Below are 20,802 nucleotides of genomic sequence, written 5' to 3'. Positions count from 1 at the left end.
CGGGCCGCCCAAGAATCCCGTCATGTTCCCCAAGCCGCCCGCTCCCTCGCCGCGCCAGCCCTGGCTGCTGAACGCCCCCTACCTGGCGATCGGCATCTTCGCGCTGGCCATGCTGGTGATCACCGGCCTCCTGCAGTGGCGCGAGCGCGACACCGCGAAATCGGCGCTGGAGGGCGACATGCACTGGGCCGAGCGGACGCTCGAGAACCGCCTCTTCAGCCACCTCGAGTTCCTCGGCCAGCTCGGTCGCGACCAGGAGTTCATGCAGCTCGACTACGAGGCCTTCCAGGTCCGCGCCGGCCGCTATGTGCGGGACAACCCGGAGATCCTCGCCATCGTCTGGGTCGATACCGACGGCTACGTGGAATGGGTGGCGCCCAACGAATCGACCATCACCTATGTCGGTGAACGTCTGCAGGGCAGCCGCCTGGCGGCGCTGCAGGAGGCCCTGCGCATCCGCCGCGAGATGATTTCCGACGACTACCCGGACATCGACCGCCGACCGCAGCACGACATCATCGTCCCGGTGCAGCGCAGCAGCGCCGACCTCGGCGCCTTCATCGCCCTGCAGTCGCTGGAAAGCCTGCTGCGTGCCTCGCTGCCGACCGCCTTCACCACCCGCTACAGCCTCAGCGTGCTCGACGCCCAGGAGCGCGAGGTGTTCCGCAACACCTCGGTCAAACCGAGCGACCGCGAGATTTCCGGGCACATCGTCCTCAATCTGCCGAACAACCGGCTCGGCCTGGAAATCGTCGCCTATCGCGGCGGCGGCGCCTGGCTGACCTTCCTGCCGGCGCTCTTGATCATCGTCCTCACCGCGATCACCTCGGTCGCCATGCTGCAGTTGCGCCGCCACGCCCAGCACCGGGCGCAGACCGAGGAGCAGCTGCGCGCCGCCTACGCCTTCCGCCTGGCGATGTCGCAATCGCTGATCACCGGGCTCCGGGCGATCGACCTGGAAGGCCGCATCACCTTCGTCAACGCCGCTTTCTGCCGGATGACCGGCTTCGACGAGAGCGAACTGGTCGGCATCATGCCGCCCTATCCCTACTGGCCGCCCGAGGAGTTCGCTGCGCTCCAGCACACGGTGGACATGGCACTCGCTGGCCAGGCGCCACCCGGCGGCTTCGAGATGCGGATCATGCGCAAGAACGGCGAGCGCTTCTACGTCCGCCTCTATTTCTCACCGCTGATCGACACCCAGGGCCGGCAGATCGGCTGGATGGCGTCGATGAACGACATCACCGAGCCGCGCCGCGCCCGGGCCGAACTCGAGCGCGCCCACGAGCGCTTCGAGACGGTGATCGACGGCCTCGACTCGGCAGTGCACGTCGCGGCCAGCGACAGCGGCGAAATCCTCTTCGCCAACCGCGCCTTCCAGAACATCTTCGGCTTCGACGCCGTCGGCCGCGATAGCGCCGTGGTCACCGAACCCTGCCGGCCCGACCCCGGCGAACTGAGCCGTGACCCGCGCAGCCTGAAGCCCGACGACCTGCCCTGCGAACTGTTCGACGGCGAAGTCCGCCACCGCCTGTCCGGCCACTGGTACCACCTGCACGAGCGGGCCATCCGCTGGGTCGACGGGCGCACGGTGATCGTCCAGATCGCCGCCGACATCACCGACCGCAAGCGTATCGACGAAGTCCAGCAGCAGCAGCAGAAGCGCCTCGACCAGACCTCGCGCCTGATCACCATGGGCGAGATGGCCTCGTCGCTGGCGCACGAACTGAACCAGCCGCTGTCGGCCATTGCCAATTACTGCGCCGGCTGCGTCAAGCGCATGCAGGCCGGGAACTACCGCAACGAAGACCTGCTGGCGGCAATGCAGAAGGCCTCCGACCAGGCCGAGCGCGCTGGCAAGATCATTCGCCGCATGCGCGACATGGTCAGGAAGGGCGAGCCGCACCGGCAGGCGATCGGACTGCCCGAGCTGATCGACGAGACGCGCGCCTTCGCCGACATCGAGGCGCAGCGCTCGAGCACGCTGCTGCTGATCGACCTGCCGGACAAGCTGCCGCGCGTCTTCGTCGACCGCATCATGATCGAGCAGGTGCTGCTCAACCTGATCAAGAATGGCATCGAATCGATGGGCGAGCTACCGGCCGAACAGCGGCGGCTGCAGATCTCGGCGCGCAGCCGCGACAGCCGCATGGTCGAGGTGAGCATCGCCGACCGCGGCCACGGCCTCGCCGACGAGGACATCGAACGCATCTTCACCCCCTTCTACACGACCAAGCCGGACGGCATGGGTATCGGCCTGCCGATCTGCCGTTCCATCGTAGAATTTCACCAAGGCCGGTTGTGGGTGGAAAGGCGCCGCGAGGGCGGCACCGCCTTCCACTTCACCCTGCCGCAGGAGGCAAGCGATGAACCCGAGCAATGACGCCCAACAAGTGATCTACGTCGTCGATGACGACGAAGCAATGCGCGACTCGATGCACTGGTTGCTCGAAGGCGAAGGCTACGCCGTCGCCTGCTTCGAATCCGGCGAGCATTTCCTCGCCGCCTGGCACGAGGGCATGCGCGGCTGCCTGGTGCTCGACGTCCGGATGCCGGAAATGAGCGGGCTCGAACTGCACGAGCTGTTGAGCCAGCGCGGTTCGCCACTGCCGGTGATCTTCGTCACCGGACACGGCGACGTGCCGATGGCGGTCGCCGCGCTACAACGTGGCGCCTGCGACTTCATCGAGAAACCCTTCCACAACGAGGATCTGCTGTCGCGCATCCGCCGCGCCCTCGCCGTCGACTGCCAGAACGCCCAGCGCCGCAGCCAGAGCAGCGCCGTCAGCCGCCGCCTCGAACAATTGACGCTGCGCGAACGCGAAGTGATGGATCTGGTGGTCGCCGGCAAGCTGAACAAGCAGATTGCCGACGAATTGAACATCAGCATGAAAACGGTCGAAGCGCACCGCGCCCGGGTGATGGACAAGATGGGCGCCCGCACGCTGGCCGAACTGGTGCGCGCGGTGCTGCAGACCGAGGGGGAAAACAGCGCCTGAAACGGCGCCTACAGCGGGATGATGTCGTTGCTGCCGTAACCGGTCTCGAAGCCGTTGAACTGGCGGACTTCCTTACGCCGCAGCATCTTCTCCTGCACCTTCGGCGGCAGGTCGGTGAACATGATGACGCCCTTGGCGATCAGCAATTCGATGGTGTCCTCGATGACGCGGACGAAATCGCGGTCGAGTTCGTTGAGCTGGCTTTCCCGCCAGCGCTCGTGGATGAACTGCAGCACTTCCGGGTTGTCGGCCGCCACTTCCTCGGTGGCACCGTCCAGCGGCACCGGGTGCAACTCGCAAACCCGCCCTTCGGCGTCCCTCGCCACATACAGCATGCCCGTCACTCCTTGAAACCCGTCTCGCCGAGAGTCTGCCCGAGCCGACCAGCCTTGGCAATCCGCCCGGCATGCCTCAGTAATTTTTCACCGGCGCCTTGGGCGGCATCTTCGGCTTGCCGAAATAGGTCGCCGGCGGCACTTTCCGGTTTTTCCCCGGCGCCTCCTGACCGACTACCCGCACCGACTGCTCACCGGGCTTTGCGCGGCTGGCGCTGATTTCCAGCGCCGTCGCCCGCGGCGCCACCGGCTGCTCCGTTTGCTGACGGACCAGCCGGACGCGTTCGGCAGCGATCAGGCGATCGATATCGGCGGTCGGCATCTTGCGCTCTTCCAGTTGCTTGCGCATCGCCAGCAGCGCCTCCAGCTCGCGGCTCATGAACAGCGAGCGCTGCGGCGTCCCCCAGTGCTCCTTGGGTTGATTCAGCGCCTGCTGGTAGCTTTCCGGATCGCCAACCAGGCGGGCGATGCCCAGGTTGTTGTTGCGCATCGCCCATTCCAGCGCGCCGTCGCCCCAGTCGTTGCGCACATCGCGCCTGGCGCCACGCTCGATCAGTTGCCGGGCGAGCGCTTCATGACCCTCATACACCGCCATCATCAACACCGAGGAACCGTTGGTGCTGCGGGCATCGATATCGGCGCCCTGCGCCAGCAGGTAATCGGCCACCGCTGTGTGTCCACCGAACACCGCGTAGTGCAGCGCCGACCACTGGCGCGGCGGCGCATTGACCGGCGCCCCGCGCTCGACCAACCACTTGACGGCATCAAGTTGCCCGCGCCATGCGGCCAGCACCAGCGCCGTCTCGCCGTTGGCGTTGTTCAGGGTCAGACTGGCGCCGCGCGACAGGAACAGACGCATCAAGGGAATATTGCCCTCCCAGGCACCGATCATCAGCCCGGAACCGATCCGGCTACCCATGAAATCGGGGGCCATGCCGGCGTCCAGCCAGGCCTTGGCCTGGGCCACGTCGCCCAGCTCCATCCGGTTGGCGAAGCTCACCGGATCGGGCAGGCTGACCTCGCCGCCCAACCAGGTCTGGGCCCGGACCGGGCAAACCAGCACCATCCCGATTATCATTGCCGCTCCGAATCTGCCTGCCATTCCCTTCATCCGACTTCCTGTCTGCGCTGCGAACAGGCAACATTCTCTCATGCTCCGAACGCATCGTTTCCTGCTACCGGCTTTTTGCGTGTCGCTGCTGATCCACGCCGCCCCCTTTCTCGCCGGGAACTGGCTGGCCAGCGAGGCACCGCCGGCGCCCCGCCCGCCACCGCTGCAGGCACAACTGCAAGCCTTGCCGCCTGTACCGGAACTGATCGTCCCCGAGCCCCCGAAACCTAGCCCGGCGCAACCCGCCACCCGCCCGACGACGCCAGAGAAGCACGGCGCGACGTCCAGCGCCTGGACACAGACGATCCGCGAGCAGTTCGCCCGCCAGCAACAGGCCGGCCTGTTCTACCCGGCAGAAGCGATCCGCCTCGGCCTCGAAGGCGAAGCTCTGGTGTTCATGATGCTCGACGCCAATGGCAATGTCGTCGCCGCCCGCATCGAGGCCGGCAGCGGCCACGATCTGCTCGACCAGGCGGCGCTGGAGGCAGTGCGTCGCTTGCGCGCCCTGCCCGCCGACGCGCCGCTGGAAGTGCTGCTGCCGGTACGCTTCCGACTTAACTAAAACGCCACAAATAACAAAATTAACCGATATGTAACCTTTAGCCTATATCAAAAAAATGGTTTGGCTATAGACTAGAGGCATTATTCGATAACAGAACCACTTGCAACAGGGAGCCAAAAATGAGCGGTTTGGCAAATCTGCGCGTCACGACGCGCATGCATATTCTCAGTGGCCTGATGCTGATCGGCCTGCTCGTCCTGTGCCTGATTTCGCTGTTCGAAATCCGCGAAGGGATGCTGCATGACCGCCAGGACAAGACCCGCGACCTGGTCGAAGTGGCGCTCGGCATCGTCAAGCATCAGCACCAGCTGGCGAGCAGCGGCGCGCTGACCGAGGAACAGGCCAAGCAGGCGGCACGCGACAGCCTGCGCGGGCTGCGCTACGGAGAAAACGACTATTTCTTCGGTTTCGACACCGACGGCGTCTATTTCCTGCACGGCGGCAATCCGCAGCTGGAGGGGCAAAACAAGATCGACATGCAGGACACCCACGGCAAGTACATCATTCGTGAACTGATCGGCGCCGCCAAGGCAGGCGGCGGCTTCGTCGATTACTGGTTCCCGCGCGCCGGCCAGAAGGAGGCCGAGCCGAAACTCGGTTACGCCGTGCTCTTCCCGCAATGGAACTGGGTGATCGGCACCGGCATCTACATCGACGACGTCGACCAGGCATTCAGCGAAACCGCCCTGCTGCTCGGCGGAATTTCTGCGCTGCTCCTCGTCATCCTGCTGTTCACCGGACTCCTGGTCAGCCGCAGCGTGATCAATCAGCTCGGTGGCGAACCGGCCGCGGCGGCGGCGATCATGTCGCGCGTGGCCGGCGGCGACCTGAACACCGACATCGCCCAGGCGCCGGCCGGCAGCCTGCTGCATGCGCTCGGCAGCATGGTCGGTGCCTTGCGCCAGATGGTCGCCGAGATCAACAACGACGCCGGCCGCCTGCTCAGCAACGCCGAACAGATCAGCAGCGCCTCCGATCAGGTCGCCACCGCCGCCGAGCAGCAATCCGACGCGACCTCGTCAATGGCGGCGGCGATCGAGCAGCTGACGGTCAGCTCCAACCACATTTCCGACAGCGCGCGCGACACTTCCGACGATTCGACCAACGCCGTCAAGCTCTCCGGCCAGGGATCGCAACGGGTGGACAAGGCGGCGGCGGCGATCCGCCAGATCGCCGATACCGTGTCCGACGCCTCGACCCGCATCCACGCGCTGGAAGAACGCGCCCGGCAGATTTCCAACATTGCCAACGTGATCAAGGACATCGCCGGCCAGACCAACCTGCTGGCGCTCAACGCGGCGATCGAAGCGGCGCGTGCCGGCGAACAGGGCCGCGGTTTCGCGGTGGTCGCCGACGAAGTGCGCAAGCTGGCCGAACGGACTTCGCTGGCGACGACCGAGATCGAGCAGATGATTGTCGGCATCCAGGGCGACACGGTCGGCGCCGTCGAAGCGATGAATGCCGCGCTGCCGGAAGTCCAGCAGGGCGTGGCGCTGGCCGAATCAGCGTCGGAGTCGCTGCGCGAAATCGAGGACGGCGCCCGCCGCACGCTGGAGCGGATCGGCGATGTCGCTGACGCAACCCGCGAGCAGAGCTCAGCCAGCACCTCGATCGCCCAGCGCGTCGAGCAGATCGCCAACATGGTCGAGGAAACGACGGCGACCATCCGCAGCACGGCGGCCTCCGCCCATCAGTTGCAGGAAATCGCCCGCAGCCTGAAGCAGCTGGTCAGCCGCTTCCACGTCTGAGCCTCGCTTAAATCGCCCCGTCGGCGCGCATTGCCGCAATGCGCGCCGGGTCATAGCCGAGTTCGCCGAGAATGGCGTCGGTATGGGCGCCGAGCGCCGGGCCGATGTCGCCGCACGCACCCGGCGTCGCCGACAGTTTGGGAACGATGCCGGGCACCCGGAACGTCTTGCCGTCCGGCAAGGTCGCCGACTGGAACATCTGGCGGGCGATGAATTGCGGGTCGGCGAACATGTCGAGCACCGAATAGACGCGCGACGACGGCACTGCCGCCTGTTCCAGCAGGGCGAGGATTTCCGCCTCGTCGCGCGCCGCGCACCAGGCGTCGATCAAGCCATAGATTTCATCGCGTCGCGCGTCGCGGCCGGCGTTGTCGGCCAATCCTGGGTCGTCGGCGAGGTCCGGCCGATCCATCGCCAGCATCAGGCGGCGGAAGATGGCATCGCCGTTGGCGCCGATCGTGACGTGCTTGCCGTCGCGCGTGGTGTGCGTGTTCGACGGCGTGATGCCCGGCATGATGTTGCCGGTGCGCTCGCGCACGAAGCCGAAGACGTCGGCTTCCGGGACCAGCGATTCCATCATCGCGAACACCGCTTCGTAGAGCGCGACGTCGACCACCTGCCCCGGCCCGCCGTTGACCTCGCGGTGGCGTAGCGCCAGCAGCGCGCCGATGGCACCCCACAGCGCGGCGATCGAATCGCCGATCGAGATGCCGGTGCGTACCGGCGGCCGATCCGGGAAACCGGTGACGTAGCGCAGGCCGCCCATCGATTCGCCGACCGCGCCGAAGCCGGGCTGATCCTTGTACGGCCCGCTCTGGCCGAAACCGGAAAGGCGCACCATGACCAGACCGGGGTTGTCGACCTGCAGTTGTTCCCAGCCGAGGCCGAGCTTTTCCAGCACGCCGGGACGGAAGTTCTCGACCAGGATGTCGGCGCCGGCGATCAGGCGGCGGACGAAGTCGCGGCCGTCCGGGTGCTTGAGGTTGGCGGTGACCGATTTCTTGTTGCGCGCCTGCACGTACCACCACAGCGACGTGCCTTCGTAGAGCTTGCGCCACTTGCGCAAGGGATCGCCGCCGTCGGGCGGTTCGACCTTGACCACCTCGCCACCGAACTCGCCGAGGATGCGGCTGCAGAAGGGTCCGGCGATCAGGCTGCCGAGCTCGACCACGCGCAGGCCGGCCAGAGGTTTCTGTGTTTCGCTCATGTCAGGGCTCCCAATGTTCGACCGGAATCTTTCTCCCCAGCAGCCGCTCGACCGTCGCCTCGACCTGCAGCGGCGAGCCGCTGGTCATCAGCTTCAGATGGCCGGCGCCACCGCCGACCAGCCCCTGGCCGGCGAGCAGGCGTTCGAGTTGACGGGCGACCGCCTCGCCGGTGTCGAGCAGTTCGACGCCGGCCGGCAGGCGGCGGGCAATCGCCGCCGCCACCCAGGGGTAATGCGTGCAGCCGAGGACGACGACATCGGCGTCGGCAGCGGCCAGCGGCGGCACGAAACGCTCGAGCAAGGCGTCGACCTCGGCGCTTTCGGCGCCGTGCATCTCGATCGCGTCGGCCAGCCCGGGGCAGGCCTGCGGCAACACCCGCAGATGGCTGGCGTGACTCGCGCACAAACGCTGGAAACGCTCGCTGGCCAGCGTCCGCGTCGTCGCCAGGACGCCGACAACGCCGCTGCGGCTGAGCGCGGCGGCCGGCTTGACGCCGGGTTCGAGGGCGACCACGGGCAAAGTCGTCGCCGCCCGGATCGCTTCGGCAGCGGCGGCGGTTGCCGTATTGCAGGCGATCACCAGCGCCTTGGCGCCACGCTCGGCGAGCCCCGCGGCGATGCGCACGCCGCGCTCGCGCAGGAAGGTTTCCGGCTTGTCGCCGTAGGGCAGAAAACGGGTGTCGGCGAAGTAGCAGTAATCTTCGTGCGGTAGCCGGGCGCGCAAGGCGCGCAGCACGGTCAGGCCGCCGAGGCCGGAATCGAAGACGGCGATGGGTCGTGAATTCACGTCGTGCTGAGGGCCTAGAGCCAGCCGGCGCGCTTGAAGCGCCGGTAGAGGATGAGACAGGTCGAGACGATCAGCGCCAACGCCGCCGGATAGCCGTATTGCCACTGCAACTCGGGCATCTGCGCAAAGTTCATGCCCCAGATTCCGGCGAAGGCGGTGGCAATGGCGAAAATCCCGGCCCAGGCGGCGAGCCGCTTGCTGACTTCGCTGTCTTCGATGGCCACCATCGACAGGTTGACCTGGATCGCCGTGCCGATGGTTTCGCGGATCGTATCGACCGAGGCGTCGATGCGCAGCAGGTGGTCGTAGACGTCGCGGAAATATTCGCGGTTGCCGCTGCACAGCGCCGGCCCGCGGTTGCTGGCGAGCTTGCCGGCAACCTCCATGAGCGGCGCGACGACGTGCTTGAGCAGCATCACCCGGCGCTTCAGTTCGTAGAGCCGCTCGATGTTGGCGCGCGCCGTGCCGCGGTCGAAGATGCAGTCCTCGATGCTCTCCAGCTCCGATTCGAGGCGGTCGACGACCGGGAAATAGCGGTCGACGACGGCGTCCATCAGCGCGTAGAGGACGAAACCGGAACCGTGTTGCAGGAGATGCGGTTCGCGCTCGCAGCGCGCGCGCACGCCGAGGAAATCCTGCTGGCTGCGGTTGCGCACCGAAAGCACGTAATTGGGGCCGACGAAGACATTGACCTCGCCGAGCCGGTAGCCTGCGTCGACCTCCGGCTCGATCAGGTGCATGACGGCATAGAGCGAATCGCCGTAATCCTCGACCTTCGGTCGCTGCTGTCCCTTGCGTGCATCCTCGACGGCCAGTTCGTGCAGGTGGAACTCCTCCTGCATGATGTCCAGTTCCTCGGGCGTCGCGTCGCGCAAGGCGACCCAGACGAAACAGCCGGGCCGCTCCAGATAATCGCTGATTTCCTCGACGGCGATCTCGTTGAGCCGGGTCCCGTTCTCGTAGGCCACGCAATTGATCAGCACGCTCGCATCCTGTTCCTGTCTCCTGAAAGGCGAAGCCCCCTTGCGGGGGCCTGCCGGGGCCAGCGGGGCTGGCGCTTACATCCGCTCGATCATCGCGTCGCCGAATTCCGAGCAGGAAATTTCGTTGGCACCGGCCATCAGGCGGGCGAAATCGTAGGTCACCTGCTGGTCGCCGATCGCCGCTTCCATGCCCTTGATGACGAGGTCGGCGGCCTCCTTCCAGCCCAGGTGACGCAGCATCATCTCGGCCGAGAGGATCAGCGAGCCGGGATTGACCTTGTCCAGCCCGGCGTACTTCGGCGCCGTGCCGTGCGTCGCCTCGAAGCAGGCGTACTGGTCGGAAATGTTGGCGCCCGGCGCGATGCCGATGCCGCCAACCTGCGCCGCCAGTGCGTCGGAAATGTAGTCGCCGTTCAGATTGGTGGTCGCGATCACGTCATACTCGGCCGGGCGCAGCAGGATCTGCTGCAGGAAGGCATCGGCGATGGCGTCCTTGATCGTGATCTCGCGCCCGGTATGCGGGTTGCGCACGCGGCACCACGGCCCGCCGTCGATCGGTTCGGCGCCGAAGTCGTCCTTCGCCACCTGGTAGCAGGTGTCACGGAACAGGCCCTCGGTGAACTTCATGATGTTGCCCTTGTGCACGATGGTCACCGACTTGCGGTCGTTGTCGATGGCGTACTGGATCGCCGCCTTGACCAGGCGCGTCGTGCCTTCGACCGAGACCGGCTTGATGCCGATGCCCGAGCTTTCCGGAAAGCGGATCTTGCGCACGCCCATTTCCTGCTGCAGGAAGTCGACGACCTTCCTGACGCCTTCCGAACCGGCGGCCCACTCGATGCCGGCGTAGATGTCCTCGGTGTTCTCGCGGAAGATGACCATGTCGACCAGTTCCGGATGCTTGAGCGGGCTGGGCACGCCCGGGAAGTAACGCACCGGCCGCACGCACTGGTAAAGATCGAGTTCCTGGCGCAAGGCGACGTTGAGCGAACGGATGCCGCCGCCGACCGGCGTCGTCATCGGCCCCTTGATCGACACCGAGTATTCCTTCAGAGCGTCGAAGGTTTCCTTGGGCAGCCATTCGTCCGGCCCGTAGATGCGCGTCGACTTCTCGCCGGCGTAAACTTCCATCCAATGGATCTTGCGGCTGCCGCCGTAGGCTTTCTCAACTGCGGCGTCGATCACCTTGATCATCACCGGCGTGATGTCGATGCCGATGCCGTCGCCTTCGATGAAGGGAATGATCGGGTTGTTCGGGACCGGCTGTCCGGGAACGATTTTCGCACCGCCTTGCGGAACCTGGATGTGAGATGTCATGGCTACTCCTCGATGGGTATTCGGGCAACGGAAGCCGTGGCCTCCGGGCGGCCCGGCCGCGTGTCTCCCTCGGGCCGGTCGGCGAATTATGAAACAAATCGCCGACCTTGGCAGCTATTGGCACGCGCGGCGGCAGTCGCAAGAAAAAGGCCCCCACCGAAGTGGAGGCCTTGCCGGCATGTCCGTGGCGATCAGTCCGCTCAGGCGCGCATCGTCTTCAGCGCGGCGTTGAAGGTCGGGCTCGGCCGCATCACCGCCTTGCACTTGTCGGCGTCGGCCTTGTAGTAGCCGCCGATATCGGCCGGTTTGCCCTGCACCGAGGCAAACTCGGCGACGATGGTCGCTTCGCTGTCGGTCAGCGTCTTGGCCAGCTTGGCGAAGTGCGCGGCCAGTTCGGCGTCTTCCTTCTGCGCCGCGAGTTCCTGCGCCCAGTACATGGCGAGATAGAACTGCGAACCGCGATTGTCGAGCTCGCCGGTCTTCGGCGACGGCGACTTGCGGTTGTCGAGCAGCTTGCCGGTGGCGGCGTCGAGCGTCTTGGCCAGCAGCTTGGCGCGGGCGTTGCCTTCCTTGATGCCGAGTTCTTCCAGCGATACCGCGAGGGCCAGGAACTCGCCGAGCGAATCCCAGCGCAGGTGGTTTTCCTGCGTCAGCTGCTGGACGTGCTTGGGCGCCGAACCGCCAGCACCGGTTTCGTACATGCCGCCGCCGTTCATCAGCGGGACGATCGACAGCATCTTGGCCGAGGTACCGAGTTCCATGATCGGGAACAGGTCGGTCAGGTAATCGCGCAAGATGTTGCCGGTGACCGAAATCGTGTCCAGGCCACGGGCAACGCGTTCGAGCGTGAAGCGCATGGCGCGCACCTGGCTCATGATCCGGATTTCCAGGCCGCTGGTGTCGTGATCCTTGAGATAGGTCTCAACCTTCTTGATCAGCTCGGCTTCGTGCGGACGGTAGGGGTCGAGCCAGAAGACGGCCGGCATGCCGGAGTTGCGGGCACGGGTGACGGCGAGCTTGACCCAGTCGCGGATCGGCGCGTCCTTGACCTGGCACATGCGCCAGATGTCGCCGGCTTCGACGTTCTGCGTCAGCAGGACTTCGCCGCTGTCGATATCGACGATGTTGGCGATGCCGTCCTCGGCGATTTCGAAGGTCTTGTCGTGCGAGCCGTATTCCTCGGCCTGCTGCGCCATCAGGCCGACGTTCGGCACGGTGCCCATGGTCCGCGGATCGAAATTGCCGTGCCACTTCATGAAATTGATCATTTCCTGGTAGATGCGGGCAAAGGTCGATTCCGGCATGACGCACTTGCTGTCGTACTGCTTGCCGTCGGCGCCCCACATCTTGCCGCCCTGGCGCATCATCGCCGGCATCGAGGCGTCGACGATGATGTCGTTCGGCGAGTGGAAGTTGGTGATGCCCTTGGCCGAATCGACCATCGCCAGACGCGGACGATGTTCCTGGCAGGCGTGCAGGTCACGGATGATTTCGTCGCGCTTCGATTCCGGCAGCGCCTTGATCTTCTCGTAGAGGTCGACCATGCCGTTATTGACGTTGATGCCCAGTTCATCGAAGGTCTTGGCGTGCTTCTCGAAGGCATCCTTGTAGTAGATCTTGACGCAATGGCCGAAGACGATCGGGTGCGAAACCTTCATCATCGTCGCCTTGACGTGCAGCGAGAAGAGAATGCCGGACTGGCGGCAGTCTTCGAGTTGGGCCTCGTAGAAGTCGCAAAGCGCCTTCTTGCTCATGAACATCGAGTCGATGATCTCGCCTTCGAGCAACTTCACTTCCGGCTTCAGCACGCTGACCTTGCCACCCTTGGCGATCAATTCCATGCGCACGCGGCGGGCCTTGTCGATGGTCAGCGACTTTTCGCCGTGGTAGAAGTCGCCGTGATGCATGTGCGAGACATGGGTCTGCGACCACTGTTTCCACTCGCCCATCGAATGCGGATGCTTCTTGGCGTAGTTCTTGACGGCGGCCGGCGCCCGGCGGTCGGAGTTGCCTTCGCGCAGCACCGGGTTAACGGCGGAACCGAGGCACTTGTTGTAGCGCAGGCGGATCGCCTTTTCCTCGTCGGTACTCGGGTTTTCCGGGAAGTCGGGCAGGGCGTAGCCCTTGTCCTGGAGTTCCTTGATGCAGGCCTTCAACTGGGCAACCGAGGCCGAGATGTTGGGCAGCTTGATGATGTTGGTTTCGGGTTCGAGACACTTCTTGCCCAGCTCGCCGAGGGTGTTCGGCAGGCGCTGTGCTTCCGTCAGGTATTCCGGAAATTCGGCGATGACGCGTGCCGACACCGAAATATCGGCTTTCTCGATGGTGATCCCGGCTGGCGCCGTGAACGTGCGGATGACCGGCAGAAAGGCGCACGTCGCCAACAGCGGCGCCTCGTCGGTAAGCGTATAGATGATCCTGGATTCCTCTGCAGACATGCTAACCCCTTGTCGATGGCTTTTATGAATATGCGGGTGCAGCGTATATCAACACCCTTGCGCGGTGCTTACGAAGCCCTGGGAGTATCCGCAAGGCCAGCCCTTCGGTCAACGGTGAGATAGCGTTTCATATTGCGCAGCCAGCAGCGGCAGCCGGGGCCGATGCTAGAATCAGGCGCACTTCCCGTGGAGTGGACGATGAAGATTTCGGTCGGTCTGTATGGCAGCAGCGCACACCAGATCGCGCTGGCGATGATCCAGGGTTTCAACCGGCACTATTCGCTGTTCCGCCAGACCTGCCGCGAGGCCAAGCTGCGCTTCGAACAGGGGGACTGGCTGGGGGTACATCGCGCGGTCAAGGAACGCATCCGCTTCTACGACGACCGCGTCGACGAATGCGTCGACCGCCTGCGTGCCGAGTTCGACGCCAGCCATATCGATGACACGATCTGGCAGCAGGTCAAGCTGCTCTACATCGGCCTGCTGCTCAACCACAAGCAGCCGGAACTGGCGGAAACCTTCTTCAATTCGGTAACCACCAAGATTCTCGACCGCTCCTATTTTCACAACGATTTCCTGTTCGTCCGGCCGACCATCTCGACGGAAAACCTCGAAGCCGACCTCGACCCCATTTACCGTAGCTACTATGCCACGGCCAGCGGCCTGCGCGGCGCGATCCGCGAGATCGTCGAGGATTTCGCCTGGCAGCGCCCGTTCGCCGACCTCGAACGCGACGTCAACTATGTCTACCACGCGATCCGCCGCCACCTGAAGGGCATGCCGCGCCGCGAGGTGAATTTCCAGATCCAGGTCCTCGGCTCCGCCTTCTACCGCAACAAGGCGGCCTACATCATCGGCAAGGCGATCAACGGCGCCTTGGAATACCCGTTCACCATCCCCGTGCTGCACGACAGCGCAGGCAAACTCTTCCTCGACACCGTACTGCTCGACGCCTGGCGGATCGGCCTGCTGTTCTCGCTGTCGCGCGCCTATTTCATGGTCGACATGGAAGTACCGTCGGGCTACGTGCAGTTCCTGCGCTCGATCATGCCGAACAAGCCGCGCTCGGAAATCTACGTCATGCTCGGCCTCGGCAAGCAGGGCAAGACGATGTTCTTCCGCGACTGCATCTATCACCTGCACCACTCGGAAGACAAGTTCATCATGGCCCCCGGCATCCGCGGCCTGGTCATGCTGGTGTTCACGCTGCCTTCCTACCCTTACGTGTTCAAGATCATCAAGGACATCTTCGGCAGCTCCAAGGAAATGGATCAGGCGACGGTCAAGAAGAAGTTCCTGATGGTCAAGCAGGTCGACCGCGTCGGCCGGATGGCCGACACCCTGGAATTTTCCAACGTCAGCCTGCCACTGGCCCGCTTTGACGACGAAGTGATGGACGAACTGCACCGGCTTGCTCCGTCCAAATACGAGATTGAGGGCGACCAGCTGATCATCAAGCACCTCTACATCGAGCGCCGGATGGAGCCGCTCAACATCCACCTTGACCGGATGGACAAATCGAACAACCTGGAAGGACTCGAACACGCGATCAAGGAATACGGCAGCGCGATCCGCGAACTGGCGCAAGCCAATATCTTCCCCGGCGACATGCTGTGGAAGAACTTCGGGGTCACCCGCTACGGCCGCGTCGTCTTCTACGATTACGACGAGATCGAGTACATGACCGACATCAACTTCCGCCGGATTCCGCCGGCGCCGGATTTCGAAACCGAGATGTCGGGCGAGGTCTGGTACCCGGTCCACCGCGGCGACGTCTTTCCCGAGGAGTTCGCCACCTTCCTGCTCGGCTCGCCACAGGTGCGCAAGCTGTTCTTGAAACACCACAAGGATCTGCTGACGCCGGCCTTCTGGCAGGAAGCGCAAACCAAGATCCGGGCCGGGCATGTCGAGGATTTCTTCCCCTACCCGCAGGAATTGCGTTTCCTCAACAGCCGCCCGGACAACGACGAAACGGCGGCGGGGAGCGACAAGGCGCAAATCTCGCCGGAATAGATAAGCAATTACTTATTAATTGATCAGCAATCCTGATTGTTTCGTCATTAAGATTACCCTTATCTTTGCGTGGAAAAATTAACCCTGCAATGACTGCAGCAAGGAGATCCCGATGCCATTGACCCTGGCGGTTGCTCGCGAATCGCACGCTGGCGAAAGCCGCACCGCGCTCGTTCCCGAGACAGCCAAGAAATTTGCCGCGCTCGGCGCCCGGCTCCGCATGGAGCAGAGCGCCGGCGTGCAAAGCCATTTTCTCGACCCCGACTACGCCGGCGTCGATTTCATGCCCGGCCTGGCCGGCGCCTACGCCAGCGCCGACGTGATCCTGCGCGTGACGCCACCGTCGCTCGACGAGATTGCGGCGATGCCGGAAGGGGCGGTGCTGATCGGCTTATTGAAACCGTATGAATCGAAGGAAAGGCTGGCGGCCCTGAACGCCCGCCGCATCACCGCTTTCTCCCTCGAACTGCTGCCGCGCATCTCGCGCGCCCAGAGCATGGACGCGCTGTCCAGCCAGGGCGCCTGTTCCGGCTACCAGTGCGGCCTGATCGCCGCCGCCCGCTGCACCAAGTTCTTCCCGATGCTGACCACCGCCGCCGGCACCATCCGCCCGGCGCGGGTGCTCGTCATCGGCGCTGGCGTCGCCGGCCTGCAGGCGATCGCCACCTGCAAGCGCCTCGGTGCCATGGTCGAAGCCTACGACGTGCGCGCCGCGGCCAAGGAGCAGATCGAATCGCTCGGCGCCAAGTTCGTCGACACCGGCGTTTCCGCCGACGGTGCCGGCGGCTACGCCCGCGAGCTAACCGCCGAGGAAAAGGCGGCGCAGGCCGAGAAGCTGGCCAAGGCGGTCGCCGCCGCCGACGTCGTGATCACCACCGCGGCGATTCCCGGCAAGAAGGCACCAGTGATCGTCACCCGCGACATGGTCGGGCGCATGAAATACGGCGCCATCATCGTCGACATGGCTGCCGAATCCGGCGGCAACTGCGAGCTGACGCAACCGGGCGAACACGTCATCGCCAACGACGTGAACATCCACGGCCCGCTCAACCTGCCGTCGCGCATGCCGACGCACGCCTCCGAGCTGTACGCCAAGAACATCTACAACTTCCTTTCGCCGTGGATCAAGGACGGCGCCCTGAACATCGACTGGAGCGACGAAGTCGTCGCCGGCACCGTTCTCTGCCGTGACGGCGCGACGGTCCATGCCACGGTCAAGCAAATCCTGGGAGACGCCTGATGGACGGCTTACTGGCTTTATACATTTTCATGCTCGCCGCCTTCACCGGCTACGAGATCATCGCCAAGGTGCCGGTGATCCTGCACACGCCGCTGATGTCGGGATCCAATTTCGTCCATGGCGTGGTCGTGGTCGGCGCGATGATCGTCCTTGGCATGGCCGAAACGCCCTTGCAACAGGCCATCGGTTTCTTCGCCGTCGCCCTCGGCGCCGCCAACGCGGCCGGCGGTTACGTGGTCACCGAGCGCATGCTCGCCATGTTCAAAAAGAAGGAGGGCGCACAATGACCGCCCCCTTCTACGTTCAGGGCGCCTGGTTCGTCGGCGCCCTGCTGTTCATCTTCGGCCTCAAGGGCATGAGCTCGCCGGCCTCGGCCCGGCGCGGCATCGTCATCGCCGGCTACGGCATGCTGCTGGCGATTGCCGCCACCTTCCTCATCCCCGGCCTGCAGAATCTGGGCCTGATGGCCCTGGCCCTGGTCATCGGCGGTGGCGCCGCCTGGATTTCGGCGCAGAAGGTCAAGATGACCGACATGCCGCAGATGGTTGCCATCTACAACGGCATGGGCGGCGGTGCGGCGGCAGCGATTGCCGCCGTCGAGTTCGCCAAGGGCGAGATGCACGGCCTGGTGGCGACGACGCTGGCGGTGCTCGGCGCGCTGATAGGCGCCGTGTCCTTCACCGGCTCCTGCGTCGCCTGGGCCAAGCTGCAAGGCGTGCTCAGGAAGGCTTACCGACTGCCGGCGCAGAACGCGGTGAACGTACTGCTCGCCGTCATCGCCGTCGGCCTCGGTCTGGTCGTCATCGCCCTGGCACCTGAGCGGCCGGAACTGGTGATTGCCTTCTTCGTCATCGCCCTGGTCCTCGGCCTGATCGTCACCCTGCCGATCGGTGGCGCCGACATGCCGGTGGTGATCTCGCTGTTCAACGCCTTCACCGGCCTGGCCGTCGGCTTCGAGGGCTACGTGCTGGGCAACCCGGCGCTGATCATCGCCGGCATCGTCGTCGGCGCTGCCGGCACGCTGCTGACGCAGCTGATGGCAAAGGCGATGAACCGACCGCTGTCCAACATCCTGTTCACGCCGATGGTCGCCTCCGGCCCGGGCGAAGCGATCAGCGGCTCGATGAAGGAAGTCGGCGCGATCGACGCAGCGGCGATGATGCGCTACGCGAGCAAGGTGATCATCGTCCCGGGCTACGGCATGGCGGTGGCGCATGCTCAGCACAAGGTCTGGGAAATGACCGAACTGCTGGAGGAAGCCGGGGTCGAGGTGAAGTTCGCCATCCACCCGGTGGCCGGGCGCATGCCGGGGCACATGAACGTGCTGCTGGCGGAAGCCGGCGTCCCTTACGACAAGATCTTCGACCTCGAGGAGATCAACGGCGAGTTCGGCCAGGCCGACGTCGCGCTGGTGATCGGCGCCAACGATGTGGTCAATCCGAGCGCCCGTACCGACAAGGCCAGCCCGATCTACGGCATGCCGATCCTCGACGCCGACAAGGCGCAGAACGTCATCGTCATCAAGCGCGGCAAGGGTACGGGATATTCCGGTGTTGAAAACGCGCTCTTCTACACCGACAATTGCCGGATGCTCTACGGCGACGCCCAGCCCATGGCCGGGGAAATCATCCAGCACCTGAAGAGCATGGCCTGAAAGCCATATCCGGCGACGCGGCAATCCCCGTACAATGCGGGGATTACCGCTTCATCCTGGATTCGGCATGAAAAGATTCGACGATCTACTGATCCGGGGCAGCGCTGGCGCCGCCCTGCTCCTCTGGGCCTGGTCGCTCGCCTCGCCCGGCATTTCCGGCCACTGGTTCCTGCTCATCGCCATCCTGCTGATCGCTGCCGCGATCCTTTCGCTGACCGAACGCGAACGCTGGAAATCCAAACAACAGGGTTACGTCAAGGAACTGACCGCGGTCATGTCCGAGTATCAGGTGCTTTCGGACGAGGCGATGGCGCATGCCGAGTTGCAGTTCTCGTCGCTGGAGCAGGAAATGCTGGAGGCCAGGGCGCTGATCCGCGATTCGGTGAATCGGATCAGCGGCAGCCTGACCGGCCTCGAATCGCAATCCAACGACCAGCGCCACATCCTGCAGTCGCTGATCGACGAAATGCTCAGCGTGACCGGCTCGGACGACAGCCACGCCGCCGAGCAGGCCGGCCTGCAGCGCTTCTTCGCCGAAACCAACACGCTGATCGCCGAATTCGTCGGCAAGATGGAACAGTTGCGCACCACCAGCCAGGGCGTCGCCGAGAGCTTCAGCCAGATGCAGGACAAGGTGGGACGCATCACCGGCACGCTCAACGACATTTCCGGCATCACCAAGCAGACCGACCTGCTCGCCCTCAACGCGGCAATCGAAGCCGCCCGCGCCGGTGAGGCCGGCCGCGGCTTCGCCGTCGTCGCCGACGAAGTGCGTTCGCTGGCGGCGCGCACCGGCGAATTCAACATCGACATCCGCACCGCCCTCGACGACATCCTGAAATCGCTGCGTGAAGTCGGCGACCGGGTCAATGCCGCCAGCCACATCGACCTCAGCGTTGCCGACCGCTCGCGGGCAACACTGGAGGAACTGGGCAAGGAACTGATCGAGTTGACCGAGAAGGCGCGCGAGCATTCGACCAACATCACCTCGATCACCGAGCGCATGCGCGACCTTACCCTCGACGGCGTGATGGCAATGCAGTTCGAGGACATCGTCAACCAGATGATCACCCGCATCAGCCAGCGCACCGAAAACGTCGGCACCTACATGCACGCCTTCCTCAGCCTGCACAATGACCGCGACGAGAACGACGGCATCCAGCGCTTCCGCAAGCGCAGCCAGCAACTCGTGCAACTGCTCGTCGACTCCCACGTCAAGACCGATGCCTTGCGCCAGCACGCCGTTCACGGCGCACCGGGCAAGAGCAGCGACGGCGATATCGAACTGTTCTGACCCAGCGCCACTGAACGATCGCCGGAGGCCCGCAAAAGATGGACTTCACCGCCCTCCTCGAACGCTTCGGCGAAAAAACGGTGATCACCGTCGCCGGTTTGCTGATCGGTGTCCTGTTCGGCATCTTTGCCCAGCGCTCACGCTTCTGCCTGCGTTCGGCGGTGGTCGAATTCTGGCGCCGCGAAAACGACGGCCGCCTGGCGATCTGGTTGTTCGCCTTCGCCTCGGCGGTAATTGCCACCCAGGCCTGGATCATCGCCGGCTGGCTCGACGTCTCGCAAGCCCGCCAGCTGGCCGCCCGCGGCAGCCTTTCCGGCGCTCTGGTCGGCGGCCTGCTGTTCGGCATCGGCATGATCCTCGCCCGCGGCTGCTCCTCCCGCATGCTGGTGCTCGCCGCCAACGGCAACCTGCGCGCCCTTCTCACCGGCCTGATCTTCGCGGTTACCGCGCAAGCGTCACTGAGCGGCCTGCTGTCACCGCTACGCAACTGGATTTCCAGCTGGTGGACGATCGAAGGCAGCGCCCGCGACCTGCTGGTCAGCGCCCATCTCGGCAATGTTGGCGGTCTGCTCTTCGGCCTCGCCTGGCTGGTGGCCGCGATCATCTTCTGCCGACGCGCCCGCCTCAGTGTCCGCGAATGGAGCTGCGCGATCGGCGTCGGCCTGAGCGTCGCCCTCGCCTGGCTCGCCACCTTCGTCATCGGCAGCCACGCTTTTGAAGTGATGCCGGTGCAAAGCCTGAGCTTCACCGGCCCTTCGGCGAACGTGCTGATGCTGGTGCTGTCGCCGCCCGGTCAACCTTGGGATTTCGATATCGGCCTGGTCCCGGGCGTGGTACTGGGCTCCTTCCTCGCCGCGCTGGGGGGCAGGGAACTCAAGCTGGAAGGCTTCAAGGATGGCCACAGCATGCGCCGCTACATCGCTGGCGCACTGTTCATGGGCTTTGGCGGAATGCTCGCCGGCGGCTGCGCGGTCGGTGCCGGGGTGTCGGGAGCGGCCATCTTTGCACTGACGGCATGGATGGCCTTGATCGGCATGTGGGGCGGTGCCGGTCTGGCGGACAAATTGCTGGACGGGCCGTCGCGCCGCAACGCGACCGCCCGCCCCTGAATCAA

The 20,802-nt window shown here is 64.7% G+C and carries 17 protein-coding genes; 10 read left to right on the top strand and 7 right to left on the bottom strand.

Features of this window, described 5'->3' with window-relative positions; all coding sequences use genetic code 11:
- Positions 1-22: 22 nt before the first annotated feature.
- Together ACE3OV_RS08570 and ACE3OV_RS08565 are read left to right on the top strand one after the other, a co-directional pair.
- Positions 23-2,383, top strand: coding sequence for a PAS domain S-box protein (locus ACE3OV_RS08570; RefSeq protein WP_374326571.1), 2,361 nt, complete (start codon positions 23-25; stop codon positions 2,381-2,383).
- Complete coding sequence (locus tag ACE3OV_RS08565; RefSeq protein WP_374326570.1) at positions 2,367-2,999, top strand: response regulator transcription factor; 633 nt, start codon at positions 2,367-2,369, stop codon at positions 2,997-2,999. The genes ACE3OV_RS08570 and ACE3OV_RS08565 overlap by 17 nt, the downstream gene beginning before the upstream one ends.
- A gap of 8 nt (positions 3,000-3,007) precedes the next feature.
- Here ACE3OV_RS08565 and ACE3OV_RS08560 read toward each other — a convergent pair whose 3' ends face one another.
- Together ACE3OV_RS08560 and ACE3OV_RS08555 are read right to left on the bottom strand one after the other, a co-directional pair.
- Entirely contained in the window at positions 3,008-3,334 is a 327-nt protein-coding gene (locus tag ACE3OV_RS08560; RefSeq protein ID WP_374326569.1) for a hypothetical protein, read from the bottom strand.
- 76 nt (positions 3,335-3,410) lie between these two features.
- A complete protein-coding gene (locus ACE3OV_RS08555) occupies positions 3,411-4,412 on the bottom strand; it encodes an ankyrin repeat domain-containing protein (protein WP_374326568.1) in 1,002 nt (333 codons plus the stop codon).
- Between the two features lie 73 nt (positions 4,413-4,485).
- On the opposite strand from ACE3OV_RS08555, the gene ACE3OV_RS08550 reads away from it, so the two are divergent.
- Together ACE3OV_RS08550 and ACE3OV_RS08545 are read left to right on the top strand one after the other, a co-directional pair.
- Positions 4,486-5,007 carry an energy transducer TonB gene (locus ACE3OV_RS08550; RefSeq protein ID WP_374326567.1) on the top strand — a complete coding sequence of 174 codons (522 nt, stop codon included), beginning with the start codon at positions 4,486-4,488 and terminating at the stop codon, positions 5,005-5,007.
- A gap of 119 nt (positions 5,008-5,126) precedes the next feature.
- Positions 5,127-6,755 carry a methyl-accepting chemotaxis protein gene (locus ACE3OV_RS08545; RefSeq protein WP_374326566.1) on the top strand — a complete coding sequence of 543 codons (1,629 nt, stop codon included), beginning with the start codon at positions 5,127-5,129 and terminating at the stop codon, positions 6,753-6,755.
- 7 nt (positions 6,756-6,762) lie between these two features.
- Here the strand turns inward: ACE3OV_RS08545 and ACE3OV_RS08540 are convergent, their stop codons facing one another.
- From ACE3OV_RS08540 to ACE3OV_RS08520, 5 genes are all read right to left on the bottom strand, one after another.
- Entirely contained in the window at positions 6,763-7,962 is a 1,200-nt protein-coding gene (locus ACE3OV_RS08540; protein WP_374326565.1) for a CaiB/BaiF CoA transferase family protein, read from the bottom strand.
- A gap of 1 nt (position 7,963) precedes the next feature.
- Positions 7,964-8,749, bottom strand: a complete 786-nt coding sequence (gene murI, locus ACE3OV_RS08535) for a glutamate racemase (RefSeq protein WP_374326564.1) — start codon at positions 8,747-8,749, stop codon at positions 7,964-7,966.
- A gap of 14 nt (positions 8,750-8,763) precedes the next feature.
- Positions 8,764-9,732 carry a magnesium/cobalt transporter CorA gene (gene corA / locus ACE3OV_RS08530; protein WP_374326563.1) on the bottom strand — a complete coding sequence of 323 codons (969 nt, stop codon included), beginning with the start codon at positions 9,730-9,732 and terminating at the stop codon, positions 8,764-8,766.
- A gap of 75 nt (positions 9,733-9,807) precedes the next feature.
- On the bottom strand, positions 9,808-11,049 hold the full coding sequence (icd, locus tag ACE3OV_RS08525; protein WP_374326562.1) for an NADP-dependent isocitrate dehydrogenase: 1,242 nt from the start codon (positions 11,047-11,049) through the stop codon (positions 9,808-9,810).
- 200 nt (positions 11,050-11,249) lie between these two features.
- A complete protein-coding gene (locus ACE3OV_RS08520) occupies positions 11,250-13,487 on the bottom strand; it encodes an NADP-dependent isocitrate dehydrogenase (RefSeq protein ID WP_374326561.1) in 2,238 nt (745 codons plus the stop codon).
- A 198-nt stretch (positions 13,488-13,685) separates the two neighbouring features.
- Between ACE3OV_RS08520 and aceK the strand changes: the two genes are divergently transcribed.
- The 6 genes from aceK to ACE3OV_RS08490 all read left to right on the top strand — a co-directional run bounded on the left by aceK (position 13,686) and on the right by ACE3OV_RS08490 (position 20,797).
- A complete protein-coding gene (aceK, locus tag ACE3OV_RS08515) occupies positions 13,686-15,500 on the top strand; it encodes a bifunctional isocitrate dehydrogenase kinase/phosphatase (protein WP_374326560.1) in 1,815 nt (604 codons plus the stop codon).
- A 112-nt stretch (positions 15,501-15,612) separates the two neighbouring features.
- A complete protein-coding gene (locus ACE3OV_RS08510) occupies positions 15,613-16,740 on the top strand; it encodes an NAD(P) transhydrogenase subunit alpha (protein ID WP_374326559.1) in 1,128 nt (375 codons plus the stop codon).
- A complete protein-coding gene (locus ACE3OV_RS08505) occupies positions 16,740-17,027 on the top strand; it encodes an NAD(P) transhydrogenase subunit alpha (RefSeq protein ID WP_374326558.1) in 288 nt (95 codons plus the stop codon). The genes ACE3OV_RS08510 and ACE3OV_RS08505 overlap by 1 nt, the downstream gene beginning before the upstream one ends.
- Positions 17,024-18,394, top strand: a complete 1,371-nt coding sequence (locus ACE3OV_RS08500) for an NAD(P)(+) transhydrogenase (Re/Si-specific) subunit beta (protein ID WP_374326557.1) — start codon at positions 17,024-17,026, stop codon at positions 18,392-18,394. The genes ACE3OV_RS08505 and ACE3OV_RS08500 overlap by 4 nt, the downstream gene beginning before the upstream one ends.
- Before the next feature lie 67 nt (positions 18,395-18,461).
- Positions 18,462-19,688 carry a methyl-accepting chemotaxis protein gene (locus ACE3OV_RS08495; RefSeq protein WP_374326556.1) on the top strand — a complete coding sequence of 409 codons (1,227 nt, stop codon included), beginning with the start codon at positions 18,462-18,464 and terminating at the stop codon, positions 19,686-19,688.
- 38 nt (positions 19,689-19,726) lie between these two features.
- Positions 19,727-20,797, top strand: a complete 1,071-nt coding sequence (locus ACE3OV_RS08490) for a YeeE/YedE family protein (RefSeq protein WP_374326555.1) — start codon at positions 19,727-19,729, stop codon at positions 20,795-20,797.
- The last annotated feature ends 5 nt before the right edge of the window (positions 20,798-20,802 follow it).

It is taken from the genome of Azonexus sp. (assembly GCF_041909095.1).
In the GTDB taxonomy this organism is placed as follows: Bacteria; Pseudomonadota; Gammaproteobacteria; order Burkholderiales; family Rhodocyclaceae; genus Azonexus.
This window is presented reverse-complemented; position numbering and strand designations above follow the sequence as displayed.

Bases quoted from the DNA above. Each gene is read 5' to 3' on its own strand.
- aceK (WP_374326560.1), top strand. From the start codon at position 13,686: ATGAAGATTTCGGTCGGTCTGTATGGCAGCAGCGCACACCAGATCGCG.
- icd (WP_374326562.1), bottom strand. From the start codon at position 11,049: ATGACATCTCACATCCAGGTTCCGCAAGGCGGTGCGAAAATCGTTCCC.
- ACE3OV_RS08520 (WP_374326561.1), bottom strand. From the start codon at position 13,487: ATGTCTGCAGAGGAATCCAGGATCATCTATACGCTTACCGACGAGGCG.
- ACE3OV_RS08550 (WP_374326567.1), top strand. From the start codon at position 4,486: ATGCTCCGAACGCATCGTTTCCTGCTACCGGCTTTTTGCGTGTCGCTG.
- ACE3OV_RS08570 (WP_374326571.1), top strand. From the start codon at position 23: ATGTTCCCCAAGCCGCCCGCTCCCTCGCCGCGCCAGCCCTGGCTGCTG.
- ACE3OV_RS08510 (WP_374326559.1), top strand. From the start codon at position 15,613: ATGCCATTGACCCTGGCGGTTGCTCGCGAATCGCACGCTGGCGAAAGC.
- ACE3OV_RS08560 (WP_374326569.1), bottom strand. From the start codon at position 3,334: ATGCTGTATGTGGCGAGGGACGCCGAAGGGCGGGTTTGCGAGTTGCAC.
- ACE3OV_RS08555 (WP_374326568.1), bottom strand. From the start codon at position 4,412: ATGATAATCGGGATGGTGCTGGTTTGCCCGGTCCGGGCCCAGACCTGG.
- ACE3OV_RS08495 (WP_374326556.1), top strand. From the start codon at position 18,462: ATGAAAAGATTCGACGATCTACTGATCCGGGGCAGCGCTGGCGCCGCC.
- ACE3OV_RS08545 (WP_374326566.1), top strand. From the start codon at position 5,127: ATGAGCGGTTTGGCAAATCTGCGCGTCACGACGCGCATGCATATTCTC.
- ACE3OV_RS08565 (WP_374326570.1), top strand. From the start codon at position 2,367: ATGAACCCGAGCAATGACGCCCAACAAGTGATCTACGTCGTCGATGAC.
- ACE3OV_RS08540 (WP_374326565.1), bottom strand. From the start codon at position 7,962: ATGAGCGAAACACAGAAACCTCTGGCCGGCCTGCGCGTGGTCGAGCTC.
- ACE3OV_RS08505 (WP_374326558.1), top strand. From the start codon at position 16,740: ATGGACGGCTTACTGGCTTTATACATTTTCATGCTCGCCGCCTTCACC.
- ACE3OV_RS08490 (WP_374326555.1), top strand. From the start codon at position 19,727: ATGGACTTCACCGCCCTCCTCGAACGCTTCGGCGAAAAAACGGTGATC.
- ACE3OV_RS08500 (WP_374326557.1), top strand. From the start codon at position 17,024: ATGACCGCCCCCTTCTACGTTCAGGGCGCCTGGTTCGTCGGCGCCCTG.